Annotated in this window: 8 protein-coding genes and 2 pseudogenes; 2 read left to right on the top strand and 8 right to left on the bottom strand. The window is 42.0% G+C overall.

The window, feature by feature from the left end; all coding sequences use genetic code 11:
• Nucleotides 1-522: 522 nt before the first annotated feature.
• From A6049_RS06145 to A6049_RS06130, 4 genes and pseudogenes are all read right to left on the bottom strand, one after another.
• Entirely contained in the window at nt 523-924 is a 402-nt protein-coding gene (locus A6049_RS06145) for a DUF3888 domain-containing protein (protein ID WP_063563784.1), read from the bottom strand.
• Nucleotides 925-1,428: 504 nt separating this feature from the next.
• Nucleotides 1,429-1,851 (bottom strand): annotated as a pseudogene (locus tag A6049_RS06140) (IS30 family transposase); the annotation flags it as partial.
• A gap of 218 nt (nt 1,852-2,069) precedes the next feature.
• Nucleotides 2,070-2,714 carry an SDR family oxidoreductase gene (locus A6049_RS06135; RefSeq protein ID WP_063563783.1) on the bottom strand — a complete coding sequence of 215 codons (645 nt, stop codon included), beginning with the start codon at nt 2,712-2,714 and terminating at the stop codon, nt 2,070-2,072.
• A 149-nt stretch (nt 2,715-2,863) separates the two neighbouring features.
• Nucleotides 2,864-3,997: an NADH-dependent flavin oxidoreductase gene (locus tag A6049_RS06130; RefSeq protein ID WP_063563782.1), complete on the bottom strand. Its 1,134-nt coding sequence runs from the start codon at nt 3,995-3,997 to the stop codon at nt 2,864-2,866.
• Nucleotides 3,998-4,220: 223 nt separating this feature from the next.
• Here A6049_RS06130 and A6049_RS06125 point away from each other — a divergent pair, with 223 nt between their 5' ends.
• Entirely contained in the window at nt 4,221-4,703 is a 483-nt protein-coding gene (locus tag A6049_RS06125) for a MerR family transcriptional regulator (RefSeq protein ID WP_063563781.1), read from the top strand.
• A 478-nt stretch (nt 4,704-5,181) separates the two neighbouring features.
• On the opposite strand, the gene A6049_RS34345 is transcribed toward A6049_RS06125, so the two are convergent.
• From A6049_RS34345 to A6049_RS33565, 4 genes are all read right to left on the bottom strand, one after another.
• The gene (locus A6049_RS34345; RefSeq protein ID WP_145921904.1) at nt 5,182-6,318 is read right to left on the bottom strand and encodes a copper amine oxidase N-terminal domain-containing protein; all 1,137 of its coding nucleotides are present in this window, start codon (nt 6,316-6,318) and stop codon (nt 5,182-5,184) included.
• A 569-nt stretch (nt 6,319-6,887) separates the two neighbouring features.
• Nucleotides 6,888-7,226: an S-layer homology domain-containing protein gene (locus A6049_RS06115; RefSeq protein WP_063563779.1), complete on the bottom strand. Its 339-nt coding sequence runs from the start codon at nt 7,224-7,226 to the stop codon at nt 6,888-6,890.
• 198 nt (nt 7,227-7,424) lie between these two features.
• Nucleotides 7,425-11,765, bottom strand: coding sequence for a BREX system ATP-binding domain-containing protein (locus A6049_RS06110; protein ID WP_145921903.1), 4,341 nt, complete (start codon nt 11,763-11,765; stop codon nt 7,425-7,427).
• 857 nt (nt 11,766-12,622) lie between these two features.
• The gene (locus A6049_RS33565; protein WP_205411991.1) at nt 12,623-12,898 is read right to left on the bottom strand and encodes a hypothetical protein; all 276 of its coding nucleotides are present in this window, start codon (nt 12,896-12,898) and stop codon (nt 12,623-12,625) included.
• Between A6049_RS33565 and A6049_RS06105 the strand changes: the two are divergent.
• Nucleotides 12,831-13,406, top strand: a pseudogene (locus A6049_RS06105) (alpha/beta hydrolase family protein); the annotation flags it as partial. The gene A6049_RS33565 and the pseudogene A6049_RS06105 overlap by 68 nt on opposite strands.
• Nucleotides 13,407-14,319: the final 913 nt, after the last annotated feature.

Raw genomic sequence — 14,319 nt, 5'->3', positions numbered from 1 at the left:
AAGGATCGTCAGCATTTCTGCAACGATCCCTAATGTCAGCCCGCTAGTTGAAATCAGCAGCTGATCAATTTTGATGCCTTCTTAAGTTTCATTAAGCTAACGTTACATGCTTAAAAAATATTTATCAAAGTATCCACTATGGTTTACAGTTATATGGTGTTTGACTGCCTTAACTGTATTTTTAACTTTGCTGTTTTGGAAAAACGGTTTAATAATTCTCCTTTCAGTGATTGTTTTATATGTGGCTAACGGATTTCGGGCGTGGAATAGTGATCGGAAATTATCTCTTGTATCGTTTGTATTGGCATTCGTTTTCTCTTATATCTTTTATCGGTTTTTGACTTTGTAGACGCTGTAGAAAAGGAATATGGCTTCCCGCCAAAAATTGCCGGAAACTGTGATGGTCGGTAGAAAGACTTCTGTTTTCTGGATATTTGAATATCCTGCCTGTTAGCTAAAAAAGCTGCTGATACTTTTATCAACTGTTTTCTTTGTATCATTGAGTTATCGTTTCCCGTTGGTTTAACGAGTTTTAATAATTTCTTGCCAGTTAGGAGGCAAGTCATAATCCCTAATGTGCTTATACTCAAGAACCACTATTAATCCGGAGTTATCCATACTAAACCTCATCGAGTCGAGTCCAACATCCAAATGAGGTCCAACGTACGGGATTGTTTTAACCTGAACTTCAATATGTGAAGGATGATATTTAACGTCTACATCAGTTCCATCCAAAAAAGGCGTAAACGAAGGTGATACAGTTAATTTATTTTTGTAATAGTGGTTAATCTGTTCCTGTATTTTTGGAGCTAACAAAGTAAGTACAAGCCGTTTCAATTGTTCATCGTTTGGCTTTGCACAAACGGGCTGGATTGCCATCAAGAAAATGATGACTGTTAGCAATGATCCGATAAAACTTTTCATTTCTAAAACCCTCATCTTCAGCATTTTTAAGGGTAGTTTTCACTAAATAAAGTGAATTTATAATGCTACCCTGCCCGTTAGTTGAACAAAGGCAGCCGATCACGTTGATCATCTGCTTTGTTGGTTTTATTGAGCTATCGTTTCCCGTTATTTTAATGAAAAAATAGCCTCTCACTTGAACGAATTCATTACGTCACATTATGTTTTTATCATTCAAATATTCAATTAAGGCACTTAAATCATACTTAGGCAGCTCTAATATGAATGATAGTCCGATAAAACAAAAAAAGCCGCTAAAAAAATAGCGACTTTCAACGGAATATGTTATTTCCCCTAGAGAATTATCAAAATACACTAGTCACGATAATATGGTTCCATAACTCCTTTATTGTTTTGCCCTCAATTTTGGATTTTGATATTAACTGTTCTACAGAGTTATATCTAAGTTGAACTTCTTCATTTTGTTTAACGCAATACCATCCATCTTCATTATAACTGATTAAGAACAGCGGTATATAGACGCGTTTTGCGTTCAATCAACGTCGCTACGCAGCCCTTACTTTTCCCACGACCCGATAATACGACGGTATCCAGTTCCCAGTGCCCAAACGTTTCACGGGAACGGACTTCTTTCGGACGATCTGAAATGGTTCTGCCAATGGCGAATTTACCGCGAGTTTCTGCGGGTTTCTGACGCTTCCCTTTGTGACGGAGAACCTGTAATGTGCCTTGAACCAGGCGTCCTGCGTAGATCCAGCGATAGATGGTTTTAAAGGAGACCGCAGGTAGGCGATCGGCGAGGAAACGTTCTGTGATTTGTTCTGGAGACCACGTTACTGCCAGTTTTTCCTCTAGTAGAGCAGCCAAGGCGTCTGACCATTTACCGGGAGATACCGAAGCCTTACGACGTTCCTGATAAGCATTCTGGTGGATTCTCCTTGTGTGAATGTGGTGTAGGAACCTTCATTCTACACGAATCCGGCCATGGGCCCTTTTTTATTTATTTCCAGTAGGTGTCGCACTTCATATTACAATCCGTTCTGCATATAAAAACCCATCGTTTTGAATAAAATTGTTCAAAACGATGGGTTTCTTTTGTTTTTTAAAAATTGTTTTTATTAAAAAGTTTGTTCTGGAGTCACCATTTAAATTTCTGGTTCAAAGGCCAGTCTATCGCCCTCCGTATTTGGTTTGTTCACCCCCAAATTGCGACGAACTTCCAATTCAGGTGATTCCGCTAACTTAACAACTAACGCCGCAACACTCTTACGTGAAACTTCTGTCCCTTTAAATGGCTCATTCTTTTGAGTAATCTCATAGTCAATTTCATCATAATCCGTGAGCCAGGCAGCCCTTAACACTGTATAGTCAAGGTCTGAAGCCTCAATAATATCAACTGACTTTCGGTATGGGCCTAAATATTGACCGATTGTCCGCTTATTCCATTCACCAAACTCCCCTGGGATTTCCTCATAAATTCCAAGCGAAGTGATAAAAATTAAGCGTTTCACTCCTGTCGCACCCATTGCTTCAACAATATTTTTGGCTTGTTCTTCTAAGTCTCCATTTAGATTAGCATACACGACATCCTGTCCAACCATTGCTTTTTTTAATGCCTCAAAATCTAGAACATCACCTTCAATTACTCGTACACGATCGGAATCAAGGTGGTTTAATCTGCTAGAGTTACGCAAATAAAGTGAAAGTTGGACATCAGTTTCGTTTAGAAATAATTCAATTGCATAACGTGCAATTTGACCGCTTGCTCCTAAAATCAATACATTACTCAAATTCAAAACTTCCTTTCATATCTTTTATAAAAATTATAAATAAGGTAGTAATTCTACAGCCACATTATTAGTTACAGACTTAATGAATCACTTCAATTGAGTCATTGACTCAAAAAACATCTTGCTTTAAAAATAAACTTCAGCTAATTTTATTCTTCGATCATAAACCATGGTCCAGAAGCTTGGATGACACCCCAAAGTTTTTCCGGAAGCTCAAGCTCACTAACCTTGGAAGCCTTTATAGTAGTTTGAATTTCGGACTCTTGTCCACTTTGAACTTTTTCAACCCAGTCTGGTTCTGTAATTAACGCGTGTCCGATCACTGCTAGGTTAAGCCCTTTATCTAATCCTTTTGCAACATCATCCGGCGTTACCATAGAACCCGCAGCCAGTACGGGAACCCGGCTATTTACATGTTCAACGATCAACTCTAGATACGTTTTTTTATCTTGGCTATCGACTGGCTTTGAAGAAAGAGCATCAGCTAGTGAAGCATGTACATAATCAACACCCGCTTCAATCAGTCGGTCAATCAATACATAAGAGTCCTTCATTCTTAAACCGCCTTCTTGATGTTCGTCAGGAGAGATTCGGTAGCCCAAAATAAATGGTTCTGTAGCATGGTTTTCGATGACGTTTTTCATTTCCTTAATCACGGCTAGTGGGAAACGTAGGCGGTTTTCAAGTGATCCTCCCCATTGATCCTCACGTTTGTTGAAGAAAGGAGAGAAAAAGTTTTGAAGCAAAAATCCGTGCGCACCATGGATTTCAACGCCATCAAACCTTGCTTCAATGGCTCTTCTTGTTGTTTCTCCAAACGCATGAATCACTTCCAATATTTCATCGTGCGAAAGTTCTCTTGGCATAACGGAAGGAGCAAATCCAGTTGCTTCCGTCTCTACTGCGCTGGAACTAACCACATCCCCATTTGGTGTAAGATCCGGCAGTGCTTTGTTGCCTGCGTGGAAAATTTGAAGTACCACAGGGGCTCCACCGCTTTTCGCTGCATCCGCCAATTTACGTAAACTTGGGATGAATCTATCGTCATATGCTGCAAATTCATTTGTAAAACCTATTCCATTAGGTTGGACATGCGTACATCCTGTTATGACTAGACCCACGCCTTTTACTCTTCTTTTGTAATATTTCACTTCATCATCTGAGATGGTGTAATCATCATTACTTGCCCAAGTAGTCATAGGCGCCATTACAACTCGATTTCTAAGGGTAATTCCATTTTTGAATGTGAAGGATGCAAACAAATTTTTATAATTTGTATTCATTTTCAAACCTCTTTCTAATTTTTTATAAGCTTTATTAATAGTTGTCTGAACTTAAAGCGTTTATTCTTATTCCAAATTTATCACCAAAAAAACATCTATGTTTCTTATTTGATAACTGCGAAACGAAGAAGTTAATTTCCAGTTGATGGGCGTTCACAACATTGGTAGAATAAAATCATAAAGTATTCGAGTAACTCGAAGTCAATAGCATGGAGGTGCGAAATTGAGTCAGACATTACATGAACCAAAATATACGGTAAAAGATGTATCTGAAATAACTGGACTTACAAAACATACGATCCGTTATTATGATGACCAACAATTGATACCTTTCGTTTCAAGAGACGGCAGAAATAATCGTTTATTTTCTGACCATGATCTGGATTGGTTACGAATGGTGCACTCCTTTCGTATTTCAGGATTGCCAATTTCAGAAGTCAAACATTACATTGCTATGTGTTTGGAAGGTGATAAGACGATTCCTGAAAGGGCTGAGCTTGTTGCAAAACAAGAAAAACAACTAGAATCGAAGATCTATGAGTACAACCTTCAATTAAAACACATCAAAGAGAAGAAGGCTTACTACAACAGTGTCTTATCTGGTCAATTGAACGATACCTGGAATCCTGTTAACAGTAACCCAGAATGCGGAGAAAAATATGATATTCCAGAACATATCAAATCAGCATCAAAAGTTCATGTTTGACCTTAAATGTGAGTCTAAGGCTTCGTGTGCACACGAAGTCAATTTTTTTTATTTGATTGATGGGTATTGTACTAACCTGCCCGTTAGTTTAATGAATTGAAGAGCAAGATGCCGATTAGATACACGCCTAATCGGCAATAGGAACATGTTCTTGTCCATTCCGGCAATCGGTACAAGTTCTTGTCCTTGGCTCGGGCCAAGAAATTGTACCGATAAATTAAAAAAGCCGCTAAAATAGCGACTTCAATGGGACCATGTTCTTGTCCCTCGACATCTTTTCAGATTAACGGCTTTCAAAAATTCAATTTTTTCACAAATCGATAAGGTCAGTTGCTCTTTCTCAATTTATTAACATTTGGCGCATCCCATCCAACTAGCAAATGGCCATTGTAACACCCTATAAGTTTATTGATCTCTCTATACCTGTTAGAGGTATTCCTATTACCAAAGGTTCAACTGCACCTCATGTAACCTTGTATTAGGATAGCCGATGAATCGACCATACTATATCCGTACTGAATCCAATGGGTAGACCATCAGCTTCGTAATATAACTCGACTTGATCACCTGCCTGCAGCTCTACATCACCGGTTAACGTCACCGTCGCACTACCTAGTACAGTTCTCATTGTTAAAATTAACGCTATATTAACGTCAAGGAAAGGCATATAACCTTTTATTAAATCAATATTGCCATTCTTCTTTACAGTAAAAACCGGATCAATGCCTCTTCCTATGCTTACACTGATTGGCGCGTCAATCTTATAATTAACAGTTGCATGTATGGAATATCTACCAGTGTCCGGTGCCGTAAATATCCCTGTAGCAGGATTAAATGTAGGGCTTCCATAATATGGAGACGCCTCGTTCCAATTCGAAAATAGCGTGCTACTATTGATTGAGTATGTCGTACCGGTAACAGAAAATCCTTCCGAGGTAAAAGAAGTCCCCGCTGGGCCTGGATCTCCCTGCGGTCCCGCCAGACCTGCTGGACCTTGTGCTCCTGCTGGCCCTGGATCTCCTTGCGGCCCTACCGGACCTTGTGCTCCTGCTGGCCCTGGATTTCCTTGCGGTCCCACGTGGCCTTGTGGTCCTGCTGGCCCCGAAGCTCCTTGTGCTCCAACTGGTCCAGTCGCTCCGGTATCGCCTTTATCTCCCTTGGCTACATCGCCTATAGAATTCTGCGATTCTTCGACAACCGATTGCAAAGTACTAATGATTATGGTTTTAATGGTGGGATTCCATACTACTTTTGCTCCGAATAGTTCCGCAATAAAACGTACTGGTACCATAACCCGGTTCTGAATGATCTTAGCAGGTTGATCGAGTACCACCTTCTCCTCTACATCACCGATTTTAACGCTGGCAGTCGGGTTTTTAATAATTAGAACACCCAATGCATCTCCTTTAAAAACCGTTATGGTTTGTGTAGAACTATTCCAGTTAAGAGACACACCGAGCGATTCTTCAAGGACCCTTAAAGGAATAAGTGTGGTTCCTTTATGGACAACGGGTTTAACGTCACTCTGGACTACACTATCATTAACAATAATAGAGATCTCATCTATTTGGCCAACTGGAGCCGCCTGAGCAGCAGAAACCACAAACAACGTCATTACAAGCACAAATACAATAGATAATTTCAATCTTCTTATCACTTAACTTTCCCCCATATTAATGAATTTTTATCCCTTAATCCCGGTTGCGATCATCTGCAGAATTCGAGCCCAGCGATTTCAACTAAAGCTCCAAACAACGGATAGAACGTTCCTCATTATCTTCGAGCAACAAAAGAATTCTATCATTCCCCACGTAGACATTGTAGACAAAATTATGAGACTCACTACTCAGACTTAGATATACAACTAATAGGCAATCGGATAAAACAAGTGACTCATTCAATCGGGCTTACTGCTACTTCCTATGCAGATCCATTTACCGTTGCCCGACAGATGGCTTCTCTAGATAAAATTAGTAAAGGACGTGCATGATGGAATGCCATCACTTCGAATCCGGGAGGATTAGCAAATTATAGCCGCATCCATCTTTCAAAAGCAGATTTGTATCCTATGAAAAAAGAGTTTTTAGAGATTGTTGAAGGCCTATGGAATTTCTATGAGGATGATTGAAATGTGGCTTTTATATCGCCACCTAACTTCCATCATAATGCTGTTTAGATAACTACCTAATCCGAAATGACACAATGTTCTTGTCCTTTTCGGCAAAGGAACCAAGAAGCCGCTATGATAGCGACTTTGAATGGAACAATGTTCTTGTCCCGCGACACTGCCTCACGTACTGGTTCAATCTCAAAAGCACGCATCAATAGTAGAGCCATGAGCTGGCGCTTGATGCTTTCATTGGGATGAAAAGAACCGTCTGGATATCCTGTAATCATCCCTTGACTTGCTAATTCCTCAAACATTTCTTTTGCCCAATGTCCTGAAATATCGTCAAAAGTTACAACGGGTAGTTCAGATTGTGGCTTAAGATGACCTCCTATCACTTGACTCCATCTAGACATTATAGTCTCATCACAGGATATTTAAGTCCTACTAAAGTAGTACACCATAAAAGTTTGGTACATAAATTAATCGGACCCATTTTTGTGCATTTCTAAGACTTCTTCCTTTCTACAATATGGAATGACCAAAGAACTCGAGTTGTCGTCTGTTTGAAAACAAACAAAGAAGCGGCCCTTTCAGGCTCGCTTCCTTGTTTGTCACTCTATTAATTTCAACTCTCTAGCACGTACGACAGCTTGTCCCCGCCGTTTTACACCCAACTTGCCGTATATTCTAGAACTATGTGTCTTGACCGTCGTCTCTGCTATACCAAAGAGATTAGCAATCTCCCTGTTCGACAAGCCTTTTGCAATCGCTTTAATAATTTCCGTTTCACGTTCAGTCAGCGGTTCAGTCAGCCCCGGTTGTATGAGACAAGGCACCACGGACAAAGCGTTACTGTCAAAAGCCTTCGGGAATGTTGTATCCGCAGTTTCGTCTTCCAGCATCTTGAGATAAATGATCCGTGTCGCAATAAGCTCCATCATCTGAACATCCCTCTTTGTAAACACACCCGACATCTGTCGATTTTCCAAGTATAGTAGATAGGAAGCTTGTTTTCCCGGAACATCGATTGACATGCACAGAATCGACCTCTGTTTTTTTGCTGCAATATAAGCATCCCTCACCCAAAAACTCTGAAGCGCGTCATGCAGAATTAGCGGTTTCGCCGTCATCGCTGTATGACGTAAGACGCTCTCCGCATACAGGTCGGCTTCTTTTTCCTTATCAGTCCAGTAAGAAGAGTTAGCTTCAATAATGAACTCATTATTTTGACGCTTCAACAACAGACCACGCTCTGCTCCGGTTTGTCTTAGAGCCGTTTTTAAGAGATTTAACCTCCAGTCTGCCTTACTCGTCTGTGCTAACCCATTAATGATTCGTTGTAAAAGCTCGAATTGCTCTTCGCTCTTCGAGCCTTCACCTATCTTGGGGCCGTTCTGCCAAGCTAACTCTGTGATGGTTTGAGTCATATGTGCTCGCTCCTGTAATACTGGACCCTCATAACGTTTGTAAACCGGGTCCAGCAATTCAGCGTGTCTGCTTCTAATTTGAGTTACTTTGGAGGTGATTCCCCATTCGGCGTATGCCGCACAAGCATCCATCATCGTAATTGCCGCTCCGGATCGGCTAAGCAGATCATCTTGATAACATACAGCAAGCCGTTCGCAAGCAATGGCTTCGAGCAATACGTATTTTTCTGTTCTCGCTCGCTTAATTGCAGCCGTATATTGATTCATGGCGCCAAACGAATTCCCTGCAATTCGTTCACTTTCTGCTTTGATTAGCAAATATGCGGAGGACTTACTGTCTAGAAATCCTCGCCAACTCTTCATCAATCGCAATTGCGCGCGTATGGTCTTCCGAATCCGCTTACGATCCTCCCTATTCGTCTCAAAATAAAATCCAGCTAATGCCAAACTCTCGTAAACACGTTGTTTACGAACTCGCATCCAATCCAAATGAAATTCGTTTACCCTTCCTCGTTGCGACCAATACAGCGCTTCCCTGTACCTGCCCGACAGCAACGCCACCTCAAGCCGACAACCGCAACTATAGTTGTCTTCGCCCCGGTGATCCAACTCACTGTCAGTCGACACCAGTGGAATAGAAACAAAACTGTCGATCAAAGAATCGTCTTGCAGCACTGCTGTGTAACTACTCGTCAGCAGCATCATTTCCAGTATCTTGTCGTCGGCAATCTGTCGCATGTTCTCCTCAAAGTATCGGAGCAATTCATTTATGACATATGCATTCCCATGATTACCCATAACACAAAAAATTAAGGCAGAATTAGCAAAGTCATGATCGCCTGCTTCCATCCCTTGACGCATCGCATTGAACAAGACAACAGAAGATTCCAAAGGACTGTCCATTTGCTTGATCATTCCGCTCAGAAAAGTAAAAACATGCTTTTTCCTCAATGTAGAGGTGTTCGCAATTTGCAGAAACACCCCCTCAGCAATCGAAGTCGCTCGAGCAAAGCTCGGAAATGTCCTTTGCACAATCAGCTCATATCCTCCGATCATTGATGCTAACGACTCATTCACCCCTTTATGCAACCCATAACGAATAAATGGGGCATACAATTCCAGTAGCGATCGTGCATCGTGTGTAAGTAATGGAAGAAACAACAGCTCCATTAAATGGCATAATTCCTCATAATCCTCGTCAAGTGGGTTGGACAGCAGAAGGTGCTTCTCCCGTTTTCGATGTAAGAGGACCGCGGTCGAGGCCATTTCCTTGGCGATAGACAACAGGGAACTCTTCTTCCCAAGCTTCCAGCCGTACGAGCCTAGCGCCTCCATTCCAAATTGAACCGCAGTCTCATTGTCCACGAATGCATGAAATTGTATCAAAGGTGCCCAGATTTTGAGTCGCTCCGATCGGCTCAGTCGATCGCTGCTTTGGTTCAAGTCCACCAACAGTTCTTTCGCCCGTGCGCTATTGCCACCCATATACTCCGTCCAAGCTAATACCAACTGCAAATCGACATCGAGTATACCTGGTACTTCCGCCTTGCATATTGCCAGCAGATGAAGCCCATTTTCTGCATAATACTTCCCTTTTGCATAGCGCGCCGCTGCCAACGCCTCTTGTCCCGCTTGAAGATTGTACTCAATCAATTGCTTCGTTTCTTGGTCTGATAATGCCGAAGCTGCCAAGTTCAGATGATCAATCGCTGTTCTTGACAGGTCATCGTGTGACTCCTGAGTGCGATCCAGTAGGAACCGTCCAATTACCCGGTGTCGGTGGATATTGCGTCCTGAATCGAAAGCATATACCATTCGGTGAATGAATTCATGGGCAAACACATAGATCAAATCCTGTTCATCTTCTTGCTCTGCTTCGTCTTCCCGATAAATAAACCCTTCAGCTTCCGCCTCTTGAAGATTAAGGAATACCATATCCACTGATATGCCGCACACTTCGGCCAAGAGTGTTAACTGAAATACCGGACCAATTGCGGCAGCCATAGCCAAGAACTCCTTACGATCTTCCTTGAGCTTGGAGAAGCCTACCTCCAGCAAACGCAGATGTTCTTTCGATCTGCTTAGTTGCCGGGTCATTTCAGAGTCCCATACCCACTGACGTCGTCTTTCGTCAAAACGTAGTCTGTTCTCCTTTATCCATCCCTCCAGCAAGAGACGAACCGAGCCAGGATTACCACCTGTCTGATCGTGGACAGACCGCGCAAGAAGTTGAATGCGACCGGATTTCTCATATAGAGCATCAGAGATCAGCTGCCTCACATCCTCATAAGCCAGCGGTGGCAGAGTCACTTGTTCCTCTGGATTGGCACGGCATCTATAGGTTAACCAAGCCAGCAAATCCTCTTGATCAAAATTCGCTACATCCCCCGTGGAAGTGATCAACTCCTCCGTACGATAAGCCCCTATTAGGAATAACCCATGCGCTTTTTGTGATAATGCAAGTTCACGAATTACCTCTTGTGTACCATTGTCGACCCACTGCAGATTGTCCATAAATAAAACAAACGGTGGCTTGCATTCAGCCATACAACAGATCAAGTCGGGCAGAAGTTCTTCAAACCGTTCCCAGACCTTCGCATCGTCCGAGATATGTGCTACCTTCGCATCGTTGTCGAACAACAGCTTGGCCTCAGGCCAGCAGGATACGATTACCTGCATTTCTGGACCGAAACCGGCTTGTAGTTTGGCTTTCAGACGTGTAATGATTTCAATCGGCTCACTCCACAGTTGATAGACCCATTCCCGCATTCCCTGAAGGATCGGCCCACATCGAATATTTTTTTGGGAAAGTTCCACTTTCATAGTGATCATCCGGCCACCATGTCGAACGACGTTTTGTTCGATTCTATGGACAAGCGCCGTTTTACCCGTTCCTTCTTTGCCTATCACCCAACGAAAGGCATTCATTCCTTGAAAAGCCTGCTCCAGCCCAGCCTCCATTTGCACCACTTCGGCACTACGTCCATACCACGATTCGGATAGGGAAAGCGTACGGATCTTATCTAAACGTCCCACTTCCAATGGCTTAAACGCTCCATCGTTATCCATCATCATATTCTGATACAATTTCAGATCTTCAAGCACCCCATATATACTCTGATAACGCTCCACCTGTGATTTGGCAAGTAATTTCATCAGTATAGCTTGCAGTGTTTCGTCTAAACTCGGTCGAATATCGGATAAAGATTGAGGTACCTTGCGGGTATGTACGGTACCCCAGTCTTCATCATTGTCAGCATGAAAAGGCAAATGTCCGGTTAACAACTCATAGAGAATAACCCCTAATGCGTAAAGATCACTGCGTTCATTCGGCACCAGATTGAATCGTGCAAATTGCTCGGGAGAACGATAAGCTGCATGACTTTCCGTATGCCAGGATACTTGAGCTGTTTTCCCCTCCCACTGTACGCTGATATGGTCAGGGCTAAGGTATCCAATTATCCTATTCCGCTCGTGTTCACGATGCACCATTTCTGCAAGTATAATAGACAGTTCAATGAACACCGCCAACTCTAAAGGGGATTGCGTTATGTACTCTCTTAAAATCTTAATAATGATGCACACCTATCTGAGTTATATTTGCGTTTCGTGAAAAGGATATTTTTGAATTTAATAATAATTTCGGCTGGATGAGATCGATTTATAAACCTAAAATAATCTTAATCCATGATGCATTTAGAGTCTAGCCACCGATATATATGCTATATATTTGCGAATGGCAAATGGTGGAATAAATAACCGCAAATATAAGTCGTTTTTTCCTCTACGCATATATGCAGAAATAGAGATGAGCTGCGGCTTAAGAATAGCTGTCTCTATAAATTAAATCATCTTGTACAGAATGAAAAAATAAAGAGCACCTGATTAGGTGCTCTCTAGTAACCACTATTGCGTTGCAAGTAAATCCTCTACATTGACGCTGGAAGCGGCTTGAATATCGCCATACGTCCAGAACCATTCGGCAACGTCGTTCCACATAATGGTACTTCCCTCAATTGGCTCGTGACCTAGATGCTTATTTAGAATAACAACGGCCTCTGCTCTTGTTAAAGGTGAATTAGGATCTTAAAAATGACTGTGCCGAAACTAGCCAATAACACTCATCTAATTTAGCTATTATCTATGGTAATCTGCTTTTATCACGCGCGTTGATTTCCATCATCTAACTGTTTAAATAGTCATCTAATCCGAAATGACACAATGTTCTTGTCCTGCGACATTTTACTACATACCGAAGCTTTCAAGATCCCCATCACAGAGCCCACTAGTAAACTTTTCAACCAAAGTTATATTTAGCATAGTTTTACTAGTGCGTCTCTGATCAAACCATCGCAGTAAAAAAGAAGGATTCTGTCGAAGTGTTAACGTTTTGCACGGTAACGCAATCCATCTACAAGAAGAGAAACAATATTTTTCGCATGCGCTATATCACCGTTGTCTACTCCCGTACAGAGACTTGCTACCGCCCACAACAATTCATCTGGTGTAATATTGGCAAGTACTTCATCTGCAGCTGTTGCTGTTTCAATCAAAGTCTTCAGAGCTGGACTTAATTCCTCTACAAAACAAAGTGGACGCACTGATCGAAGCCGAATAGCAGCAGCTGGACATTCCTTCGGTGGCCAAACGGCGGGCAATCTCTTGGGATTGCGAGTCCTCGACCCAGAAACTAAGAAGGACGTGGACCTGTCCGACTCACGCATCAAAGCGGGCGTGCTGTTCGCCACCGCTGGACAAGGTGGCGACAACCTGACACCGTTCGCGACCGAGAATATGCCGCACTTGAACGTGAGCTTCACGCACATGACCACGCCCACGCTTGTAATCGTCGGGGACCAGGACTATACCCCGCAAAAGTATCAGTTGACCGTCCGCGGCCCGGAATGGATGTCCGACCCCTACTTCCTAAGCCCAGGAGCCGAGAGCCTGCTCACCTTATTCGGTGCAGAACACTCACTTGGCGGAATCCCAGGTTATGAGGTTACGGAAACAACAGATGAAAATCCAGAACATGTCGCCTTAATTCAGCTGGTCTCATGGGCTTATCTTTGTCATGCGCTGGATATTGAACATGACAGCTGGTCGGCAGTTCAAAAGACTTTGTCAGAAGATCCAAATCCAATCGGTCGAATTGAATCCAAGTAAACTTTCACAAGATCTAGATACGCTCCTTTACCCACCTCTCACTGGGAATGGAGAGCTAGTTCCAGTGTCAATATTTCGCTTTTTAAATACCTAGCCATCCGTATTTATCTCTTATCGTGTTTGTTGTTCCACAACAATATGAACATTTTCATATGTTATGATACTTAATGAAGGTTCTAACTGTATATCCTTCATTATTTATCGATCTAATCAGGAATCGGACCTAGTTCTTATCCGATGAATGGTCCACTAAATTATCAAATCTAAATTTAAACGACGGATTCCCAGGTAGAAATACTGGGAATCCGTCGTAAGCCTATTTTAGAATTAGCTTATTTAAAGGGATCCTTATGCCATGTATTATCCCCCATTATCCTATCAATAATATGTTGTGATTCCCAAACAGCTGCGATCTCTAATCCTTCGCATTCTTTTATGTCAGCAGGTTTAATCTCACCCTTGTAATAAATTGAATACTCACCTGTAAGTTGATCAATGACACATGCAGGAGCCTCTTCTTCATTAACAAATGGTCGGTTTTCTACTACAGGCCAATCACCTCATTTTAGAACATCATCATAAACCCCAACAATAAATTGATAATTCTCTTGCTGCGCTTATCCTCAAAGGTGTTTCCCATATAGTTATAGATGGCTATACTTGCATCTTTAAATCTTCTTCCAAATGCAAATTTACCATTTGGCAGAGGTATGGCATATAGATCTCCCAATTTAATGCGCTTGCGTTTTGTATTTTTCAGGGTTTTCCAAACTCCTTCGTAGCAGCTTTAGAATATGCGTACTTTCCAACAGTTGTTCATCTATTTGTATGATAAGTATTTGGAGTTCTGCCAATCTATAAACCCGTCAGGTTCAAACCATCATACGTTTAGCTTTCTTTCCACCCAGAATTT

It is taken from the genome of Paenibacillus sp. O199 (assembly GCF_001636635.1).
In the GTDB taxonomy this organism is placed as follows: Bacteria; Bacillota; Bacilli; order Paenibacillales; family Paenibacillaceae; genus Paenibacillus; species Paenibacillus marchantiae.
The sequence above is the reverse complement of the archived record's forward strand: the minus strand, read 5'-3'. Positions and strand labels throughout refer to the sequence as shown.

What these genes read in the sequence shown, in the direction of transcription:
- A6049_RS06145 (WP_063563784.1), bottom strand. Translation starts at nt 924, where the DNA reads ATGAAAAGTTTTATCGGATCATTGCTAACAGTCATCATTTTCTTGATG.
- A6049_RS06130 (WP_063563782.1), bottom strand. Translation starts at nt 3,997, where the DNA reads ATGAATACAAATTATAAAAATTTGTTTGCATCCTTCACATTCAAAAAT.
- A6049_RS34345 (WP_145921904.1), bottom strand. Translation starts at nt 6,318, where the DNA reads ATGACGTTGTTTGTGGTTTCTGCTGCTCAGGCGGCTCCAGTTGGCCAA.
- A6049_RS06115 (WP_063563779.1), bottom strand. Translation starts at nt 7,226, where the DNA reads ATGTCTAGATGGAGTCAAGTGATAGGAGGTCATCTTAAGCCACAATCT.